The 18,714-nt window shown below is 73.9% G+C and carries 18 protein-coding genes; 10 read left to right on the top strand and 8 right to left on the bottom strand.

Annotation, left to right across the window (positions count from 1 at the left end):
* Nucleotides 1–245 precede the first annotated feature (245 nt).
* Nucleotides 246–3,116, bottom strand: coding sequence for an ELWxxDGT repeat protein (locus tag C8N24_RS31945; protein WP_211340238.1), 2,871 nt, complete (start codon nucleotides 3,114–3,116; stop codon nucleotides 246–248).
* Between the two features lie 133 nt (nucleotides 3,117–3,249).
* Here C8N24_RS31945 and C8N24_RS33490 point away from each other — a divergent pair, with 133 nt between their 5' ends.
* Nucleotides 3,250–4,518: a calcium-binding protein gene (locus C8N24_RS33490; RefSeq protein WP_170179569.1), complete on the top strand. Its 1,269-nt coding sequence runs from the start codon at nucleotides 3,250–3,252 to the stop codon at nucleotides 4,516–4,518.
* A 3-nt stretch (nucleotides 4,519–4,521) separates the two neighbouring features.
* Here the strand turns inward: C8N24_RS33490 and C8N24_RS31960 are convergent, their stop codons facing one another.
* Complete coding sequence (locus C8N24_RS31960) at nucleotides 4,522–5,274, bottom strand: hypothetical protein (RefSeq protein ID WP_121258267.1); 753 nt, start codon at nucleotides 5,272–5,274, stop codon at nucleotides 4,522–4,524.
* Nucleotides 5,267–5,821 (bottom strand): RNA polymerase sigma factor, encoded by a 555-nt coding sequence (locus tag C8N24_RS31965; RefSeq protein ID WP_121258269.1) that lies wholly within the window; start codon nucleotides 5,819–5,821, stop codon nucleotides 5,267–5,269. The genes C8N24_RS31960 and C8N24_RS31965 overlap by 8 nt, the downstream gene beginning before the upstream one ends.
* 123 nt (nucleotides 5,822–5,944) lie before the next feature.
* On the opposite strand from C8N24_RS31965, the gene C8N24_RS34475 reads away from it, so the two are divergent.
* Both C8N24_RS34475 and C8N24_RS31970 read left to right on the top strand, forming a co-directional pair.
* Nucleotides 5,945–6,253: a hypothetical protein gene (locus C8N24_RS34475; protein WP_170179570.1), complete on the top strand. Its 309-nt coding sequence runs from the start codon at nucleotides 5,945–5,947 to the stop codon at nucleotides 6,251–6,253.
* A gap of 46 nt (nucleotides 6,254–6,299) precedes the next feature.
* Nucleotides 6,300–7,958 carry a diguanylate cyclase gene (locus C8N24_RS31970; RefSeq protein ID WP_170179571.1) on the top strand — a complete coding sequence of 553 codons (1,659 nt, stop codon included), beginning with the start codon at nucleotides 6,300–6,302 and terminating at the stop codon, nucleotides 7,956–7,958.
* Here C8N24_RS31970 and C8N24_RS31975 read toward each other — a convergent pair.
* Nucleotides 7,937–8,461, bottom strand: a complete 525-nt coding sequence (locus tag C8N24_RS31975; protein WP_211340239.1) for a 2'-5' RNA ligase family protein — start codon at nucleotides 8,459–8,461, stop codon at nucleotides 7,937–7,939. The two genes, C8N24_RS31970 and C8N24_RS31975, sit on opposite strands and share 22 nt — an antisense overlap.
* A gap of 5 nt (nucleotides 8,462–8,466) precedes the next feature.
* Nucleotides 8,467–9,750, bottom strand: a complete 1,284-nt coding sequence (locus C8N24_RS31980) for an MATE family efflux transporter (RefSeq protein WP_121258274.1) — start codon at nucleotides 9,748–9,750, stop codon at nucleotides 8,467–8,469.
* Nucleotides 9,751–9,808: 58 nt separating this feature from the next.
* On the opposite strand from C8N24_RS31980, the gene C8N24_RS31985 reads away from it, so the two are divergent.
* Complete coding sequence (locus tag C8N24_RS31985; RefSeq protein ID WP_121258276.1) at nucleotides 9,809–10,843, top strand: hypothetical protein; 1,035 nt, start codon at nucleotides 9,809–9,811, stop codon at nucleotides 10,841–10,843.
* Here C8N24_RS31985 and C8N24_RS34875 read toward each other — a convergent pair.
* Nucleotides 10,824–11,501 (bottom strand): hypothetical protein, encoded by a 678-nt coding sequence (locus C8N24_RS34875; protein WP_211340240.1) that lies wholly within the window; start codon nucleotides 11,499–11,501, stop codon nucleotides 10,824–10,826. The genes C8N24_RS31985 and C8N24_RS34875 overlap by 20 nt on opposite strands.
* Nucleotides 11,502–11,685: 184 nt before the next feature.
* Here C8N24_RS34875 and C8N24_RS31995 point away from each other — a divergent pair, with 184 nt between their 5' ends.
* From C8N24_RS31995 to C8N24_RS32020, 6 genes are all read left to right on the top strand, one after another.
* Nucleotides 11,686–12,807 carry an inorganic phosphate transporter gene (locus C8N24_RS31995; protein WP_170179572.1) on the top strand — a complete coding sequence of 374 codons (1,122 nt, stop codon included), beginning with the start codon at nucleotides 11,686–11,688 and terminating at the stop codon, nucleotides 12,805–12,807.
* The gene (locus C8N24_RS32000) at nucleotides 12,804–13,049 is read left to right on the top strand and encodes a hypothetical protein (protein WP_121258280.1); all 246 of its coding nucleotides are present in this window, start codon (nucleotides 12,804–12,806) and stop codon (nucleotides 13,047–13,049) included. Before C8N24_RS31995 ends, C8N24_RS32000 begins: the two co-directional genes overlap by 4 nt.
* Complete coding sequence (locus C8N24_RS32005) at nucleotides 13,046–13,561, top strand: hypothetical protein (RefSeq protein ID WP_121258282.1); 516 nt, start codon at nucleotides 13,046–13,048, stop codon at nucleotides 13,559–13,561. The genes C8N24_RS32000 and C8N24_RS32005 overlap by 4 nt, the downstream gene beginning before the upstream one ends.
* Nucleotides 13,562–13,651: 90 nt before the next feature.
* Nucleotides 13,652–14,833, top strand: coding sequence for a zinc-dependent alcohol dehydrogenase (locus C8N24_RS32010; RefSeq protein WP_121258284.1), 1,182 nt, complete (start codon nucleotides 13,652–13,654; stop codon nucleotides 14,831–14,833).
* Between the two features lie 53 nt (nucleotides 14,834–14,886).
* Nucleotides 14,887–15,342 carry a phage tail protein gene (locus C8N24_RS32015; RefSeq protein WP_121258286.1) on the top strand — a complete coding sequence of 152 codons (456 nt, stop codon included), beginning with the start codon at nucleotides 14,887–14,889 and terminating at the stop codon, nucleotides 15,340–15,342.
* 82 nt (nucleotides 15,343–15,424) lie between these two features.
* The gene (locus C8N24_RS32020; RefSeq protein WP_121258288.1) at nucleotides 15,425–16,885 is read left to right on the top strand and encodes an MFS transporter; all 1,461 of its coding nucleotides are present in this window, start codon (nucleotides 15,425–15,427) and stop codon (nucleotides 16,883–16,885) included.
* Here C8N24_RS32020 and C8N24_RS32025 read toward each other — a convergent pair.
* Entirely contained in the window at nucleotides 16,882–17,964 is a 1,083-nt protein-coding gene (locus C8N24_RS32025; RefSeq protein WP_121258290.1) for a sensor histidine kinase, read from the bottom strand. The genes C8N24_RS32020 and C8N24_RS32025 overlap by 4 nt on opposite strands.
* Nucleotides 17,957–18,631 carry a response regulator transcription factor gene (locus tag C8N24_RS32030; protein WP_121258292.1) on the bottom strand — a complete coding sequence of 225 codons (675 nt, stop codon included), beginning with the start codon at nucleotides 18,629–18,631 and terminating at the stop codon, nucleotides 17,957–17,959. The genes C8N24_RS32025 and C8N24_RS32030 overlap by 8 nt, the downstream gene beginning before the upstream one ends.
* Between the last annotated feature and the right edge of the window lie 83 nt (nucleotides 18,632–18,714).

The following is an 18,714-nucleotide window of genomic DNA, read 5'->3' on the forward strand; positions in this document are numbered from 1 at the left end:
CGGGGACCGGCTGCTTCGCGGTCCTTGGTCGTCGCCGCCGCGCGTTCACCCCTGACGCAGCCCGATCAGGATCGCGATGATGCCCTCGCTTCCGACCTGCGTGCCGTGCGCGATGGCGCTCAAGACGACGTTCAGCATGCGAGTGGCCTTTCGGTTGTGGTTGCTCCACCGGTCATGCCGCGACGGTACGCGCCGGTCGACGGACCGACTATGGGGGAAACCCCGCTCGCAAGAGCGGTGAGGGGTCAGCGCAGGCGGACCGTCCGTGAGCGAGCGGCCACGAGCGTGCTCGTCGGGACCGTCCGGATCGTGAGCGTGAGCCGCGGTCCGCGCGCGGTCGTGGTCACGATCGCGTCGAAGCGGCAGCGCCGGAGCCGGGCGGTGGTGGACTTCACGCGGCGCTGCCCGCGGTTGACGTCGATGCGGAGGCGTCCACTGCAGCCCGACTCGGCGACTCGACCGGACACGCGCCAGCGCTTGCGCGCGCCGGCGCCGCGCAGGCGCTTGACCGTGACCGAGACGGTCGCGCGCTCCACCTTGAGCGGCAGGGTGTCGCGGCGTGCCGCGGGCTGATCGGCCGCGGGCGGCAGCGGCAGCGGCACCGGCAGCGGCTCGATCGTGACCGGCGGCGCGGGCTCCCCCGGCGCCTCGGCCGACGGACGCGGCCGCCAGACGCGCCACGGCTCGGCGCCGTGCTCGAGGTTGAAGGCGGAGAAGTAGAGGAAGTCGTCGGCCGGCAGCAGGTCGGCCGGGTCCGAGGAGTCCGGGCCGGGCAGGATGTCGGCCGCCATCCGGGTCCCCGCGGGCGTGCCGTCGGTCTTCCACAGCTCGCGCCCGTGCTCGGGGTCCCACGCGCTGAACCAGACGGTGTCTCCGAACGCGGTGAAGTCGAGCGGGGCGTGCTCGTTGTCGTCGAACGGGAAGAAGCGCAGCGCCACGGTGCCGGCCGGGGTGCCGTCGGTGCGGTACAGGGTCATCCCCTGCCGGTCCGGGTCGCTGCTCCACGCCGTGATGTACGTGTAGCGGCCGGTCTCCCACGCGTAGGGCCACGAGACGGCGCCCCCGATCGGCAACGGCTGCAGCCCGCCGCCGCTCAGGTCCGTGGAGTACCAGCGCGTGCCGAACGCGGACGTCCCGGCGACGAAGACGACCCGGTCTCCGGCACGCGTCATGCCGCGCGGGACGCTGCCGGTCTTGCCCGGCTCGAGGTCGGCGAGCAGCTCGGCACGCGTGGCGGTCTCGTCGAGGCGGTAGAGCTCGGTGCCGAGCGTGGAGTCGTCGGGCGAGCCGAGCTCCATCCCGGCGAGGAAGCCGCCCGGGACCGCCACGCCGGCGATCGAGCGGCCGGTGGGCAGGCGCGCGGTGCGCGTCCCGTCCGTCCAGATCGAGTCCCAGTAGCCACTCGTGACCAGCATCGAGCGGTCGCCGTTGACGGCCACGGGCTCGCCCGCGTAGGTCTCGCCGAGCGAGTAGGTGCCGGCCGCGGTGCCGTCGGTGCGCCACAGCTCGCCGTCCGTGCCGAACACGAACGCGGCGCCGACTCGTCCGAGTCCGAGGAAGCCGTTGAAGGGCCCGGCGATCGGACGCGTGCCGGCCGCCGTGCCGTCGCTCTGGTAGAGCAGGCGGTCGTTGCCGCCGAGGAAGTACGCGGTGGTGCCGTCCGAGTCCATCCAGACGGGGTCGAGCGGCGCGCCGGTGCTGTCGAGCGCGCGTACGGTCGTCGTGCCGGCGGCCGTGCCGTCGGTCACCCACAGCTCGCCGCGCTCGGCGGTCGGGAACAGGACCCGCGCGCCGACCCGTGCGGCACCGTACGGCTCCGAGCCCTTCGGCAGCGGGTTGACGTCGCCGAGCTGGCCCGTGCCGCCCGGTGTGCCGTCGGAGCGGTGCAGCTCGAGATCGCCGTGCTCCGTCCAGGCCGGATAGACCACGCCGTTGCGCGTCTTGGCCATCCGGTACGTCCAGTCTCCGTGGAGGACCTCGCCGGGCACCCGCTGCATGCCGGTCGCGCCGGCGAGCCAGAGCACGCGCTCGCCGTCTTCCTCGCGCTCGTCGTACGCCCAGAAGAGCACGGTGCCCGGACCGGCGGCGGTGATCCGCGTGAGCCCGTACGCGGGCCCGGGCACGACCGCGGCGGTCTGCCCGTCCCAGCGCGCGAGCCGCGTCCGCGACCCACTGCTCCCGGTCCAGAAGATCGTGCTGCCGGAGCGCTCGATGTCCTGCTCTCCCCCGGTCTCGCTCCACGCGGGCGGCGGGCCGCCGAGCGTCGTGACGCCGTCGGCGGCCGTCCAGCGGCGGAGGCCGTCCTCGGCGGCGAAGTAGACGGCGTCGCCGATCGCCCGCAGCGGCGCGTACTCGAGCCCCGGCGAGACGACGGTGCTCTTGGTCTCGCCGCGCCGCAGCACCACGAGGCTGCCGCCGGAGCCGTACGACGCCAGGTGCCCGTCCGTGGTCTTGACCGGCGCGAAGCCGACGCCCGGATACACCTCCTGCGTGCCCTCGCGGGTGCCGTCGGTGAGGTACTGCGAGTACGTGCCCGTGAGCAGGACCTTGCCGTCGACGGCCGCGCTGACGGTGAGCTGCCGCCCCAGCTGCGGGTCGTCGAACAGGTCGAGCTTCTTCGCACCGCTGGGGCGCAGGTGCCAGAGCTCCGGTTCGCCGCTGTAGGCGTCCGGCTGCACGAAGAGCACGCCGTCGCCGAGCGGCTGGAACCGCTGTCGGACCGGCTCGTTCTCCGCCGCGGCGGTGCGGGCCTTCATCCCGGAAGCCGTCCGGAAGTCCACCAGCCGACGCGTGCCGGCGCTGGTCCCGTCGGTTCGCCAGACGCCGTTCACGGTGTAGAAGTACGCGAGGTCGCCGACCGCCTCGAGCGCGACCGGGAACGAGCCCTCGGGCCCTGGCACGAGGTCGCTCACGAGCTGCGTGCCCGCCGCCGTCCCGTCTGTCCGCCACAGCTCGCGCCCGTGGATCGCGTCCTCGGCGCTGAACACCGCGGTGCCGTCGGCCAGCGCGACCACGTCCGCGGGGTCGGAGGGCTGGGTCCACGTCCCGAGTGCCTTGAGCAGGCCGACATCGTCCTGGGCAGCGGCGGGCGCCGCCAGCGCCAGCAGAGCGGTCACGACTCCGATGAACATGCGCACGGGGCGATCATGGCGCGCTCACGAGCCCGCCGCGCCGATCAACGTTCCGCCGGAACTTCGAACGCGAGGAACCGTTGAGGTTCCCGTGCTCGTTCGTGCGACGATGATTGCGATGGCGGTGCTTGTCGCGCCGGCACAGGCGACGACGACCGTGGAGGTCCGTTCGACGCGGTCGGTCAACGAGAAGGGCATCGACTTCAGCACGTCGGCGCTGCGCGTCCGCGGCGGTGACGAGGCCAACGACCTGCGGCTCGCGCCCGCCGAGGACGGCGCGGTGATCGTCGCCGACACGGCCGGCGTCACGCCCGGTCCCGGATGCACGGCGCAGGCCGACGGGAGCGCGCGGTGCCTCCTCCCGTACACGGCGATCGCCGCCCAGGTCGACGTCGCCGACGGGGACGACCACGTGCTCGTGACGGCCGGCAGCGCGGAGGTGTCCGGCGGGGCCGGCACCGACACGCTCGAAGGCCCGTCCGGGCCGTACCAGTACGGCAACGTGCTCGACGGCGGGTCGGGAGACGACGTCCTCCGTGGCAGCGGCGTGCTCAGGGGCGGGACGGGCCGTGACGTGCTGCAGGGCGGCGCGGGCGACGACGTCCTCAACGGCGACGGCGGCCCGACGCTCGAGCCGGACGTGATCGATGGCGGCGACGGCACCTTCGACCGCGTGCTGTACGCCGGCACGTCGACGCCGGTGCAGGTCGACCTGGCCGACCCCGGACGCGACGGCGGCGACCTCGTCACGAACGTCGAGAGCGCCGTGGGCGGTGCGGGGGACGACCGCCTCGCCGGCACCGACGGCGTCAACTGGCTCGACGGCGGCGGCGGGGACGACGTGATCGTCGGCCGCGGCGGAGCCGACCGCCTGGAGGGCGGCTCCGGCGACGACCGCATCGATGGCGGCGCGGGCGCGGACCGGCTCGAAGGCGGGCCGGGACGCGACCGGCTCAGCGGCGGAGACGGCGCCGACAGCCTGGAGCCGGGCGGCACGCGTGGAGCCAACGACTGCGGCCGCGGAGCGGACCGGCTGGTCGACCCGGGGTCCCACATGCGCGTCGGCGCCGACTGCGAGCGCCTGCTCGTGGACCTCTTCGTCCTGACGCGCGTGCGCCGAGGGAGCGCGCTGCGCTTCGCGTTGCAGTGGGACGACACCAACATCTTCCCGCCTTGCCGCACGAACGTCAGCGTCAGGCACGGCACGCGGACGGTCGCGAGCAAGAGCATCCGCGCACCCGACGGCCGGCGGCACCGCGTCGCCGTCCCGCTGCCGCGCAGCGCCCGACGCGCACCGCTGCGTGTCACGTTCCGCACGTCCGAAGGCTGCCGGAAGCGCTCCGGCGGCGACCTGGCCGGCGCGTTCGTCCTCGGCCCGCCGGCGTAGGGTTCAGATGACCAGCCGCTTGCGGTACTCGCGGCCGGTCGTGTCGCGCCACGTGATCTCGTCGAGCCCGCGCTGCTGGAACTCCAGCCGGTTGTCCCGGACCCGGCGCTGGACCTGCGCCCCGGACTTCAGGTGCAGGGTGATGCGCTCGACGCCGTCGGGGAACAGCAGGAAGTAGATCGGCGGGGCGCCGCGGGGCGCCTTGGTGCGCGACCACATCGGCGACGCGAGCGTCGGAAAGCCGGGACTGCAGCTGACGCCGAACGTCCGGCCCCGCGACCGGGCGACGGTGCAGAGCCCCGGCTTGCCGTCCCACAGGCCGGGCATCAGGTACTCCTCGAAGTTGTCGCGCCGCTTGACCCGGCGCGCGAGCGACCAGTCCACCCGCTGCGGCACGAGCCGCAAGTTCGGCTTCGGGCGCTCAGCGAGGCGATCGGAGGCGCGCGGGGGGCGCCGGAAGATCCCCAGCGTGCGCTGCGCCTCGGCACGCGCCTCGTCCAGCGTCGCCGCGGGCGTGCTCGGGTCGCGCCGGCTGGGCGTGAACGGGTTGGGCGCAGCCGTCTCGGTGGGCGCGGGCGTGGTGACGGCCGGCACCTCGTCGCGGTGCCGGTCACCGCCGGCGAGCACCACGCCGGCGGCCCCGGCGGCGACCGCCGCGGGCATCGCGAGCCGCAGCGCCAGCCACCGGCGACGGCGCCGCACCGTGCGCTCGGCCACGCCCCGGACGAGCTCGCGCAGCTCCGGTACGTCAGACATCGTCGTGCTCCACGATCGTTCTCAGGGTCAACAGCCCGCGGCTGACGTGCTTGCGCGCGACGAGCGCCGAGCACCGCATGCGCTCCGCCAGCTCCGGATAGCTCAGCTCCTCGATCACCCGCGCGCGCACCGCCTCGGCCTCGCGCGGACGCAGCTGCGCGAGCAGTTCCTCCGCCGTCCGGCTGCCCAGCTGGTCGACGCGCTCGAGCCGCTCGTCGAGCAGCTCCAGCCGCGGCGCGCCCAGCTTGCGTCGCGCCCGCGCCTCCACCTCGCCGCGCTGGATCGAGCGCAACAGCTTGTGCCGCGCGATCCCGAGCAACCACGCCACCGCCGGCCCCTCCGACGCCCGATAGCGCTTGACGGACGCGAGCGCCGCGACGAACGTCTCGGCGGCCAGGTCGATCGCGACGTCCGACGACGCCGTGCGCTTGCGCAGATACCCGAGCACCAACCGCTCGTGGCGCAGGTAGAACTGATCGAACGCCGCCGCCTGCCGCGGCGTCAACCGCAGCAGCTCCTCGTCGCTCAGATGGGTCAGATCAGCCACTACTCATCGCTTCACGCTGCGTCCCGAAACGTGACACGCAGCCTGACGCCCGTCGGGCGTCGCGGGCATGGCCGACCGCGGCCCGGGGTACGTGCGTCGCATGCCCGCGAACCCGCATCGCGCATGAGCACTCGCGTGGCGCTCGCGATCGGCCTCGTGTGCGTGCTCGCCACGTTCCTGTTCCTGCACACGGGATCGCGCGCGGCCGAGCTGTGCGCACGCGACGGCGCGGCGGTTCCGGATGGGCTTTCCTGGTGGCCCCCTGGGGCGCGCTGCGCCGGTGGCGAGCCGGTCCGCGCCACGACGAGGTTCGACCCCGTCGCCGGGCTGGCGGTCCCTGGGATCGCGCTGCTGGCGTTCGGCGCGGCGGCGCTCGTCGAGTCGCCACGACGCCGCCGCCCGACAGGATCGGGCGGGGCGCGCGAAGTTTGACCTGCTGACCGCTCAAGTTCGCTTGCCGTCGGACGATCTCCCAGGCGTGGTCCGCCGGCCATCAGCACTGTTCACGGTCGCCGTCTGGGGCGGCGTGCTCGCTGTGCTGGGAATGGCCTGCGCGCTGGTGATCGACGCGCGCGGCGCCGCCGCGGCCTCGCGCCAGGCGTCGGCCAGCGACCGCATCAGCTACGCGCTGCGGGAGGCGTACGTCGCCCACAGCCGCGAGCAGAGCGCGCTGCTCACGCGCGACGAGACCGCGCACGAGCGGGCCTCGGATGACGTCGACGCGGCGCTGGCCGAGGCGGGGTCCGCCGCGACGAGCCTGCGGTCCGACCATGACTCCTACCGGCGCTTCGCCGACCCGGTGTTCGACGACTCCGCGAGCGCGGACGTGGCACGCGCGCTGGCCGCGTACCTCGGGAACGCGCTCGGCCGTGAGGCGGACGCCGCCACCGATCGGGCGCGCGGCCTCGGCGAGCAGGCGAGCGCGAAGCTGGACACCGTCATCCGCGGCGCGATGATCGTGATCGTCACCGCGGCGTGCATCTTCACGCTGCTCGGCCTGCTGCTGCGCGCGCAGCGGCGGCGGCTCAGCGCCGCCCGGGCGGCGGAGCTCGAGCGCCTCGCGGAGATGGCCAGCTCGGACCCGCTGACCGGCCTGCGCAACCACCGGGTCTTCCACGAGGACCTCGCGCGCGAGCTGCAGCACGCCAGCCGCACCGGGCTGCCGCTCGCGCTGGCGCTGGTCGACCTCGACGACCTCAAGACGCTCAACGACACGCACGGCCACCAGGCCGGGGACGAGCGGATCCGCGCGCTCGCCGACACGCTGCGCGCGACGATGCGCGGCGCCGACCAGGCCTACCGCATCGGCGGGGACGAGTTCGCCGTCATCCTCCCCGACACGCGGGCGTGGGGCGCGCTCGAGTTCGCGCAGCGGCTGCGGGCCGCGCTGCCCGGCTTCACCGCCACGGCCGGCATCGCCGAAGCCGAGACGTTGCGCCCCCGCGACGAGCTCATCCGCGAGGCCGACATGGCGCTGCTGCGCGCGAAGGCGCTGCGCCAGCACGTCGCGGTCTACACGGTCGAGATGGCCCCGAAGAGCGATGCGCCGCGGGTCGACGAGCGGCACACCCAGACGCTCGCCTCCGCGCTCGCGCGCGCCGTGGACGCGAAGGACTCGTACACGCGCAGCCACTGCCAGACCGTGTCCGAGCTCGCCGCGCTGATCGCCACCGAGCTCGGCTTCACCGGCGACCGGCTGGCCCGCATGCGGCTCGCCGGCCTGCTGCACGACGTCGGCAAGATCGGCGTCCCGGACCACATCCTCAACAAGCCCGCCGCGCTCACCGACGACGAGTACAAGGTCATGCAGGCGCACGCCGTGCTCGGGTTCGAGATCGTGCAGGCCGCGGGCCTCCCCCAGGAGGCGCAGTGGGTGCGCCACCACCACGAGCGCGTCGACGGCCGCGGCTACCCGGACGGGCTCGCCGGCGACGCGATCCCGCCCGAGTCGCGCATCATCCTCGTCGCCGACGCCTACGAGGCGATGACGTCCGATCGCCCGTACCGCAACGCTCCCGGGCAGACCTTCGCCGTCGAGGAGCTGCAGCGCGGCGCCGGCACGCAGTTCGACGCGCGTGTCGTCGAGGCGCTCTGCCGCGTGGTCGACCGGCTCGGTCAGACGCACGCCGCGCGCTGAGCGCCGGCGAACGACCACGCGCCGAGCGGCGCCCACGGGCCGCCCGCGTACGCGTGCAGCGCAAGGCCGGTCAGCGTGAACGCGCGCGGCTCCAGACGCGCACGCAGCACCTCCTCGACCGCGCGGGCCCGCTCCGGCGTGACCTTGTTGCAGACCGTGACGTGCGGCCGCAGCGGCTGCTCGTCCTGGCGCGTGAGCCGGCCCGTCCAGCGCGCGGCGAGGTCGGCGCGCAACGCGACCAGCGCCGGCGCGTGCACGTCGACGGCCACGCCGCGCCCGAGGAAGCGCAGCCGCTCGGCGCGGGCGGCGAGCGGCGGCGTCCGCGCCGCGACCGTCGCCAGCTCGGCCGCGATCGCGTCGTGGTCCTCGCCCGGCAGCGCGTGGAAGAGCGTGAGGTGCGCGGCGAGGTGGTTGCGCTCGGCCGGGAAGAACTCCGCGCGCCAGGCGTCCAGCCACGCCTGCTCGGGCGGCGGCAGCACGGCCGTGAGGATGAGCGGGCGCACGTCGGTCAGCCTGCCCGGGCGCTCAGGCGCGCGAACAACGCCGACTGGGCGAGCACGAGCGCCGCGTTCGCGCCGGCGACGGCCGCCCACAGCGCTTCGAGGCCGCCGGCGTTCGTGACCGGCACGGCCACCACGGCGAGCACGCCGTAGCCCGCCGCGAAGGCGACGAAGCTCGCCGACGCGCGTTGCAGGCCGACGAGGCCGAAGCCGGCGACCGCCTGCACGGCGTCGGCCAGCACCGCGACGGCGACCAGCGGCAGCAGGTCCACGACGACGTCGGCGACGGCCGGGTCATCCGTGAACACGCCGATCACCGGCCCGTGGAAGACCGCCACCACACTCCCGGCGAGGACGACCGCCGCGACGACCACCCGCACGCCCGCGCGCACCGGCTCACGGGCCGCCGCGGGCGACCGCGCCTGCGCGACGTGCGGGACCACGGCCTGGCCGACCGCGACCGCCGCGGCGAAGACGAGGTTCGCCAGCGACAGCGCGACCGTGTGCGCGGCGGCCGCGTCGACGCCCTGGCGGGTCGCCGCGAGCGCCACGACGCCCAGCACCGCGAACTTCACGAGCACGGTCGCCGCGAGCGGGATGCCCACGCGCGCGAGCCCGACGACCGCGCCGGGGTCCGGCCGGCCGATCCGCACGGCCGCCGCTCCGAGGTCGGTCGCGCGGGCGACGGTGAAGTGCACGAGCACGGCGTACACGGCGGTCGAGGCCAGCATCGCCCAACCCGTGCCGACGAGCCCGAGCTCGGGGAACGGTCCGGGCCCGCGCACCAGCAGCAGCGTGCCCGCGATCCCCACGCCGGTCGCCGCGAGCCCCGCGCGGAAGACCAGCCCGGCCCGGCCGAGTGCGATCGCGGCCGCCGAGCCGGTCGCCTGCACCGCGGTCAGCAGCACGCTCGCGGCGAGCAGGACGAGCAGCGCGGCCGGCACCTGCGCGACCTTCTCGGGCGCGCCGACGAGGCGTCCGACGGCGCGCGTGCACAGCACCGCGGCCGCGCCGACCGCGCCGACCGCGAGCGCCAGCCACATCGAGGCGCGCACGCTCGCGCGCAGGCGTGCCGGATCGGTGGCCGCCCGCGCGAGCGCCGGCGCGACGCCCCGCTGCGCACCCGTGACGACGGTGATCGCCGGGATGAAGACGGCCATCGCGGCCGTGAAGCGCGCCAGCGCGGTCGTGTCGTAGCGCCCGAGCACCGCGGCGTCGACGGTCGCGCCGATCGTCGTGGCCACGACCGCCAGGTAGATCGGCACAGCGCTCCGGGCGATCCGCGACGTCACTTCCTCACAGGTTCAGCGAATCCGCCCCGACCCCTCTCCACTCAGGTACGTTCTCGGTGTGCGACGCCGGCTCGCGATCGTCGTCTCGGCCCTGGTGCTCGGCGCGCCGGCCGGCGCACTCGCGCAGCAGCCGCTCGGCCTCGTCGACCAGACGCTGGCCTGGCGGGACCGCGACACGCTTCAGCCGGCCGGTCCGGCGATCGCGGTCGCGGAGGCGCACACGGCGCCGGTCATGGGCCCGCACGGGCAGCGCTTCGCGCTCGGCGTGTCGTCACCCGGCGAGCCCGGCATCCCGACCACGGGACGCGGACGGGTCGGCCTGTGGGTCGTCGACGCGCAGCGGCTGCAGCTCCAGCACCAGGTCCGCGCCGGCATCGCCGCCGAGGCGGTCGTGTTCCCGGGGATGATCGGCGCGGTGCTGCAGGACGGGACGTTGCTGGTCGTCGACCCCGACAGCGGGCGGATCGTCACCCGGAGACGGGTCGGCTTCTCGTTCGGCACGCCGGAGGGCGTGCACGTGGCCGGCCGGGGCGTGCTGGTCAACGAGGTCCGGCGCGGGCGCGGCGTCGAGGTGGCGGTCGTGACCGCGAGCGGCCGCGTGCGGACCCGGTTCGTGCGCCTGCCGGGCGTCCACCGCACGGTCGCGCTCGCGGCCGGCGACGGCCGCGCGTACATCGTCGGCCACCGGCGGATCGCGGTCCTGGACCCCAGGACGCTGCGCGTGTCCACCCGTCGCTTCGACGGCACGGCGACGAGCGCCGCCTACGCCGACGGCGCGCTCGCGGTCGGCGGTCCGCGCGGCCTGCGCCTCTACGACACCACCACCTGGCGAGCGCTGGCGCGGGACGAGCGCAGCACGCACGTCTACGCGTCCGGCGGCACGTTCATCGCCGGCGGCGACGGGCGCGTCTCGGCGCTCACCCGCGACGGGCGGACGGCGTGGAGCACGGCGGGGAACGCGGTGGCGGTCGCGGCTGGGCGCGTCTACGCGAGCCCGGCGGTGCTCGACGCCGCCACCGGCCAGCGCGTCGGCACACACCCGGAGACCCACACCGTGCTCCGCGTGGTCGACGTTACGACACCGTCTCGGTGATCGAGCCGACCTGCAGCGCGGTGATGCGCGTGTTGGACGCGCTGAACTTGACGGCGCCGAAGGCGCAGTCGAGGCTGACCGTGGTCGGTGCCGGGAGCGTCACCGCCCAGGTGATGGAGACCGCCTGCTCATGGGAGAGGCCGCCGGAGGCGCTCGCGGCCTTGTAGAGGTGCAGGGTGCGCTGGAACGCCTGGGTGTCGGCGCGCGTGAGGTGGCATTCGACGCTGCGCGAGACGTCGGCGACGAACGTCACGGGCGCGAGCTCCGTCGAGGCGGTGAGGACGTAGCTGCCGGCCGGCAGGTCGAGGGTGCGGATCGTCGCGCCGGAGTCGCAGCCGCCGGCGGGGCAGTTGAGCGTGTTCTGCGTCGCCGAGCGGGCGACGAACGCCTCGGACGGGCCACGCGCGCCGGCCGGGCCCGCGGGGCCGGCGGGACCGGCAGCGCCCGCGGCACCGGTCGCGCCCGCCGGGCCGGTCTTGCCCAGGAGCGACTTGCGCGCCTTGGCCGACAGGTCGGCGGCCTCGAGCGAGCCGTTCTTGACCTGCGCGCTGGACTTGATCAGCACCTTGGTGGCCGCCGTCGCGGTGCCGGCGGTCGCGGCGACGAGGGCGATCACGGCGACGAGGAGCGCAGGGCTCGAGCGAAGGGTTCGAAGCATGCCGGGAACTGTCGCCCACGCAGACCGCGCCAACGTCGGGAAGCCGTCCCTGATCTTTGCGGCGTGCGGTCAGCCGAACCCCTCGGGGTGCGGCTGGGTCGCCGCACCTCACCGGCTGCTCATGGTCGTGAAGGTTCGGTGACCGACCCGCTGGGAGGCCCGTTCGGCGGGGATGGTCGCGGCCATGAACGACGTCTTGCTGTTCGTCGTGGTGGGGGCCGCGCTGGCGTTCGACTTCACGAACGGGTTCCACGACACCGCGAACGCCATGGCGACCACGATCGCCACGCGTGCCCTGCCCGCCAAGCAGGCCCTCGGGCTCGCCGCCTCGCTGAACTTCGTCGGTGCCTTCCTCTCGATCAGCGTCGCCGCGACGATCGCGAGCGGGATCGTCGACCAGGGGCAGATCGCGCTGCCGATCATCTTCGCCGGCCTGCTCGGCGCGATCGGCTTCAACCTGACGACCTGGTACCTCGGGCTGCCCTCGTCCTCGAGCCACGCCCTGATCGGCGGCATGGTCGGCGCGATGCTCGCCGCGGTCGGGAGCTCCGGCGTGGAGTGGGCGGGCATCCTGGAGAAGGTGCTGATCCCGGGCGTGTTCGCCGTGGTGATCGCGGGCGCCGTGGCCGTGATCGGCACGAAGATCGCCTACCGGTTCCTGCGCGACATCGGCGCGGACACGGCCACGCGCGGGTACCGGCTCGGGCAGATCGGCTCCGCGTCGCTCGTGTCGCTCGGCCATGGCACCAACGACGCGCAGAAGTCGATGGGCATCATCGTCCTCGCCCTCGTCGCCAACGGGAACCTCAGCGCGGACGACTTCACCGTGCCGCTATGGGTGAAGCTCGGCTGCGCGAGCGCCATCGCCGCGGGCACGTTCATGGGCGGCTGGCGGATCATCGACACGCTCGGCAAGAAGGTCACGGGCGACATCACACCGCCACAGGGCTTCTCGGCCGAGGCGTCCGGCGCGACGCTGATCCTCGGCTCATCGTACTTCGGCTACCCGCTCTCCACCACGCAGGTGGTCTCCGGTGCCGTCGTCGGCTCGGGGATCGGGCGGGGCGAGAGCGAGGTCAACTGGAGCATCGCGGGCCGCATGGGCATCGCCTGGCTGCTGACTCTCCCGGGCGCCGCGGCGGTCGCCGCGGCCGCCTACGGCGTCGTCTCGGTGCTGGGTGACACGGCCGGCCCGGTCGTCGTCGGCGCGCTCGCGCTGGCGGGCTCGGTCGCGCTGTTCCTCAAGACGCGCCGCGAGGACTCCACGGACGCGGGCCTCAACGACCTGAAGGCGGTGCCGGCATGAACGTGCTCGCGGAGCTCGTCGCCTGGGGCGATCTCGGCAAGGTCGTCGCGGTCGGCCTCCTCGGCGGGGTCGGCCTCGTCGTCACCTGGGGCCTGCTGCTGCTCGGGCTGGAGCGGACGCAGGAGATTCGAGCCGGTGCGCGGACCGGCACGGTCGCCGGCTACGGCGCCGTCGCGCTCCTCGGCGCGGTCGGCACGCTCGCGCTGCTGGGCCTGGGGCTATGGGCGATCACGCAGAAGTGACCGCCCCCACCCGCGCGCAGCTGAAGGTCCTGCGCCACCTGCACGCCATCCACGAGCGGGAGCGGGCGCTCGTGCCCGAGATCCAGGCGCAGCTCTCCGCCGCTCCGCCCGGCGGCTACCGCGACGAGCTGGTCGCCCACCTCGACGAGACGCGCGTCCACATCACGGCGCTCGCCGACCGCCTCACCGAGCTCGGGTACCGCAACGGCTCGGTGCTCTCGGGCGTCGCGTCGCTCGTGCAGGCGGGGCTCGCGCAGGCGACGGCGCGACGGCTCACACCGCTCGACCTGCTGCGGCCGGCCGATCCCGCCGACCGGATCCTCCAGCGTGCCCGACACGCGGCGGCGGCGCACGCGGCGAACATCGCCGACTACCGGGCGCTGGACCGGATCGCCGGCCACGCGGGCGACATCCGCACCCAGGCCCTGGCCGCCCGGCTCGGCGCCCAGGAGCAGGAGCGCTTCGACGCGATCATCGCCGCGATCCCGGCCCTGACGGACGCGCTCGGATAGCCGCTGACACTTCTCGGACCGGGGTGGTGTGCGAACCGCCCCGCCCTGGGCAGCCCGGGCCCAAGTGCACCACAAACCGGAGAAGAGCCGATGAAGGCAGTGACGTGGCACGGGAAGCGCGACGTGCGCGTGGACACGGTCCCGGACCCGACGATCCAGGAGCCGACGGACGCGATCGTGCGGATCACCTCGTCGGGGATCTGCGGGTCGGACCTGCACCTGTACGAGACGCTCGGCCCGTTCATGAACGAGGGCGACATCCTCGGCCACGAGCCGATGGGCATCGTCGAGGCGGTCGGCGCCGGCGCGGGCGACCTGGCCGTCGGCGACCGGGTCGTGATGCCGTTCCAGATCTCGTGCGGGCACTGCTACATGTGCGACCAGCACCTGTACACGCAGTGCGAGACGACCCAGGTCCGCGAGGAGGGCATGGGCGCCGCGCTGTTCGGGTTCTCCAAGCTCTACGGGGCGGTCGCGGGCGGCCAGGCGGAGCTGCTGCGCGTGCCGCAGGCGCAGAACACCACGATCAAGGTCCCGCACGGCCCGCCGGACGAGCGGTTCGTCTTCCTCTCGGACGTCCTCCCCACCGCCTGGCAGGCGGTCGAGTACGCCGCGATCCCCGACGGCGGCACGGTCGTGATCCTCGGGCTCGGCCCGATCGGCGCGATGGCCTCCCGGATCGCCCACCACCGCGGGCACCGCGTGATCGGCGTCGACCTGGTGCCCGACCGCCTCGCCCGCGAGGCCGCGCGCGGCATCGAGATCGTCGACCTCGCCCTCCACGAGGACGACCTCGGCGACGTGCTGCGCGAGATGACGGGCGGGCGCGGCCCGGACTCGGTGATCGACGCGGTCGGCATGGAGGCGCACGGCGCGCCGGTCGGCAAGCTCGCGCACCAGCTCGTCGGCCTGCTGCCGGACGCCGTCGGCGAGAAGGTGATGGAGCAGGGCGGGATCGACCGGCTCAGCGCGCTGCACGCGTCGATCGACATCGTCCGCCGCGGCGGCACGATCTCGATCATCGGCGTCTACGGCGGCACCGCCGACCCGATGCCGATGCTCACGCTCTTCGACAAGCAGATCCAGGTCCGCATGGGCCAGGCCAACGTCAAGCGCTGGGTCGACGACATCATGCCGCTGCTGATGGACGGCGACCCGCTCGACGCGGAGAGCTTCGCGACGCACACGCTGCCGCTCGACGAGGCGCCCGGCGCCTACGAGATGTTCCAGAAGAAGGAGGACGGCGCGATCAAGATCCTGCTCAAGCCGTAGAACCGAGCAGGAATGGAGAAGCGCCGGCGGCCCGCCGGCCGTAGCCTCGCCGCATGACCTACACCGTGGACTTCAAGGACGTCTCGACCGTCGGCCTCGAGGCGTCGCCGCACGCGGACGCGCTCGCCGGGCTCCGGGCCAACGAGGCTCGCTACTTCAAGAACAAGTACGACCACGAGTTCACGCTGGAGCCCGCGGATGAAGCCGCGGAGACGGTCGCCTGGGTGCACCGGATCCTCGCCGAGGAGCGGGACCTGTCGATCGCCTCACCGCCGCTGGAGGCGACGGCGTTCGAGGCCGGCGGCATCCGCTTCGCCTACGTGTTCTACGAGAGCGGCCTGGCGATCAACGTCATGTACGGCCCCGACAAGCGGGCCGTCGGCTTCAAGCTCTCGGACGGGATGGAGATCCCGGAGGAGCTGGCGGACACGTTCAAGTTCGCGCGCCAGAAGTCCAAGCTCGCCGGGACGATCCGCGGCAGCTTCTTCGTGATCAAGGGCGAGTACTGACTCGCACGCCCGCTCACAGGTGTGAGCGGGCGTGTGAGCGGCGTGCGACCGTGCTGCGAGACGAGTGGCCGAAGTTGAAGCCATGACCACGACCTCGACCGCCTCGCCGTCGCGCACGTACACGTCGCTGCGCGCGGCGTGGATCCCACTCGCCGCCCTCTGCCTCGCCTTCTTCGTCGAGATGGTCGACAACACGCTGTTGTCGATCGCGCTGCCCACGATCGGCCGGGACCTCGGCAGCGGCACGACGGAGCTGCAGTGGGTCACCGGCGCCTATTCACTGACGTTCGGCGGCCTGCTCCTCACGGCCGGATCGGTGGCCGACCGGCTGGGCCGCCGGCGGGTGCTGCTGGTCGGCCTCGCCGTCTTCGGGCTGCTGAGCCTGTGCGTCGTCTTCGTGTCCAGCGCCGGTGAGCTGATCGCGCTCCGCGCCGCGCTCGGCCTCGCGGCGGCGGCGATGGCGCCGATCACCAACTCGCTCGTGTTCCGGCTGTTCGATGACAAGGCGCTGCGGATGCGCGCGATCACCGTGATGATCGTCGTCGGCATGTCCGGGTTCATCCTCGGCCCGCTGCTGGGCGGCACCGCGCTCGCCCACGTCCGCTGGGAGTGGCTGCTGCTGATCAACGCGCCGATCGCGCTGATCGCGGCGGTCGGCGTCCGGCTGGGCGTCGCCGCCGACCGCCCGGAGGACCTCACCCACGACCGCCTGGACCTCCCGGGCGCCGCGCTCAGCGTCGCCACCATCGGCCTGGCCTGCTACTCGCTCACCAGCGGGGTCGAGCACGGCTGGCTCTCCGCACCGACGGTCGCGTCCGTTCTCGGTGCCGTCGCGGCCGGGTTCGCCTTCGTGCGCCACGAGCGGCGCACCGCATCACCGATGCTCGACCTGCGCCTGTTCTCCAACGGCACCGTCCGCGGCGCGGCGATCGCGCAGACCGGGACGTCGATCGCCATGGCCAGCGTGATGTTCGGGCTGATCCTGCACTTCCAGTACGCCTACGGCTGGAGCCCGGTGAAGGCCGGCCTCGCGAACCTCCCGATCATCGTGACCATGCTCGTCGCCACGCCGCTGTCCGAGGCACTCGCCAAGCGGTACGGCCACCGGATCGCCTGCGTGATCGGCGCCGCGCTGCTCGCCACCGCGCTCGCCGGCCTGTCCTGGGGCGTCGGCCACGGCTACTTCCCGATCGCGGTCTCGATGGTGCTGATGACCGTCGGGCTGCGCACCGTGATGACGATCTGCGCCGTCGCCCTGATCGACGCGATGCCGAGCAACCGCACCTCGATCGGCGCCGCGCTCAACGACACCGCGCAGGAGGTCGGCACCAGCGTCGGCACCGCGCTGGTCGGCACGCTGATCGCCGCGCTCGTGACCACCCAGCTGCCGGTCGGCACGTGGAGCGCTGACCTCGTCGCCTCGTTCTTCCACGGCGAGCAGATCACCTACGGCATCCTCGCGGTGATCGTCGGCCTGGTCGCCGGCGGCGGCGCGCTGACGCTGACCGACTCGCGCAGCGTCGAGGAGCCGGCGATGGCCTAGAAGGCCACCGTCACGCGCAGGCCGCCCTCGGGGCGGGGGTCGAGCTTGAGCGTGCCGTCGTGGGCCTCGGCGATGCTCTTGACGATCGCCAGGCCGAGGCCGACGCCGGCGTGGTCGGTGTGGAGCCGCTCGGAGCCGCGGCGAAACGGCTCGACGAGCGTCGCCACCAGCTGCGGTGACAGCACCTCGCCGGTGTTCTCCACCGTCAGCAGCGCGCGCTCGCCCTCGGTGGCGGTCGTCACCCACACGTTCCCGCCGGCGACGTTGTGGACGATCGCGTTGTGCACGAGGTTCGTGGTCAGCTGCAGCAGCAGCGCGTGCGAGCCGACCGCCGGCGTCAGCTCGCCGGCGGTCTCGACGGTCAGGCCCCGCTCCTCCGCGAGCGGCAGCAGCGTCTCCACGGCCTCCTCGGCGATCAGCGACAGGTCGACGGGCTCGCGGACGAACGACCGCTGGTCGGCGCGGCTGAGCAGCAGCAGCGCCTCGGTCAGGTCGATCGCGCGTGTGTTGACCGCACGCAGGCGCTCGACGAGCTCGCCGTGGTCGCTCCCGCCGTCCCTGCGCGCCACGTCCAGCAGCGTCTGCGTGATCGCCAGCGGCGTGCGCAGCTCGTGCGAGGCGTTGGCGGCGAAGCGCTGCTGCTCGGCGACGTGGGCTTCGAGCCGCGCGAGCATGCCGTCGAACGCGTCGGCGAGCTCGCGGAACTCGTCCTTGCGGCCTTCGAGCGCGATGCGGTGCGACAGCGACCCGGTGGCGGCCACGCGCGTCGCGTCGGTGATCCGGGTCAGCGGCGCGAGCATGCGGCCGGCGAGGAACCAGCCGCCGAGCAGGCTGAAGACGAGCAGGAACCCCATCACCGCGGCCGCTCGCGGAGCGAACACGCGCAGCAGGCCGGATCGGACCGGGAAGACGCCGTTGTTGTCGAGCCGGTCCGCGTTGATCAGCATCGCCCGGTCGGGGACGTAGCGCAGCAGGAACAGCCACACCGCGCCCAGCAGCAGCGCGCCGGCGACCATCAGGAACCCCGCGTAGCTGAGCGTGAGCTTGAGGCGGACGCTCAGGCCGGGCGCCCTATCCACCCTCGCTCCCGGTCGCGATCCGGTAGCCCGAGCCGGCCACGGTGGCGATGATCCACGGCTCGCCGAGGCGCTTGCGCAGGCCGGAGACCGTGATCCGCACGGCGTTGGTGAACGGGTTGGCGTTCTCGTCCCAGGCGCGTTCGAGCAGCTCCTCCGCGCTGACGACGCCGCCCTCCGCGGCGACGAGCACCTCGAGCACGGCGAACTGCTTGCGCGTGAGCGCGACGTACCGGCCGTCGCGGAACACCTCGCGCCGGAACGGGTCCAGCCGCAGCCCCGCGAGCTCGCGCACCGGCGGCCGGTTGTGCGCGCGCCGGCGGTCCAGCGCGCGCAGGCGCAGGACGAGCTCCTGGAGCTCGAACGGCTTCGTCAGGTAGTCGTCGGCGCCGAGCTCGAACCCGGAGGCCTTGTCGTCGAGCCGGTCGGCGGCGGTCAGCATCAGGATCGGCATGCCGCTGCCGGAGGCGACGATCCGCCGGGCGACCTCGTCGCCGCTCGGGCCGGGGATGTCGCGGTCGAGCACCGCGATGTCGTAGGTGTTGACGGCGAGCTGCTCCAGCGCGGTGTCGCCGTCGCCCGCGATGTCCGCCGCGATCGCTTCCAGGCGGAGCCCGTCACGGATGGCCTCGGCCATCAGGGGCTCGTCCTCGACGAGCAGCACACGCATGCCCCGAGGCTAACGAGCGGGCGTATCGCCGGCGTATCGAAAACGGCATACGGGCCGGCAACGGCCGCTCGCCTTCACTGCGC

The organism is Solirubrobacter pauli, assembly GCF_003633755.1.
Lineage (GTDB): Bacteria > Actinomycetota > Thermoleophilia > Solirubrobacterales > Solirubrobacteraceae > Solirubrobacter > Solirubrobacter pauli.

Bases quoted from the DNA above. Each gene is read 5' to 3' on its own strand.
- C8N24_RS33490 (WP_170179569.1), top strand. From the start codon at position 3,250: ATGGCGGTGCTTGTCGCGCCGGCACAGGCGACGACGACCGTGGAGGTC.
- C8N24_RS32030 (WP_121258292.1), bottom strand. From the start codon at position 18,631: ATGCGTGTGCTGCTCGTCGAGGACGAGCCCCTGATGGCCGAGGCCATC.
- C8N24_RS34475 (WP_170179570.1), top strand. From the start codon at position 5,945: ATGAGCACTCGCGTGGCGCTCGCGATCGGCCTCGTGTGCGTGCTCGCC.
- C8N24_RS32020 (WP_121258288.1), top strand. From the start codon at position 15,425: ATGACCACGACCTCGACCGCCTCGCCGTCGCGCACGTACACGTCGCTG.
- C8N24_RS32000 (WP_121258280.1), top strand. From the start codon at position 12,804: ATGAACGTGCTCGCGGAGCTCGTCGCCTGGGGCGATCTCGGCAAGGTC.
- C8N24_RS31995 (WP_170179572.1), top strand. From the start codon at position 11,686: ATGAACGACGTCTTGCTGTTCGTCGTGGTGGGGGCCGCGCTGGCGTTC.
- C8N24_RS31960 (WP_121258267.1), bottom strand. From the start codon at position 5,274: ATGTCTGACGTACCGGAGCTGCGCGAGCTCGTCCGGGGCGTGGCCGAG.
- C8N24_RS34875 (WP_211340240.1), bottom strand. From the start codon at position 11,501: ATGCTTCGAACCCTTCGCTCGAGCCCTGCGCTCCTCGTCGCCGTGATC.
- C8N24_RS32010 (WP_121258284.1), top strand. From the start codon at position 13,652: ATGAAGGCAGTGACGTGGCACGGGAAGCGCGACGTGCGCGTGGACACG.
- C8N24_RS32015 (WP_121258286.1), top strand. From the start codon at position 14,887: ATGACCTACACCGTGGACTTCAAGGACGTCTCGACCGTCGGCCTCGAG.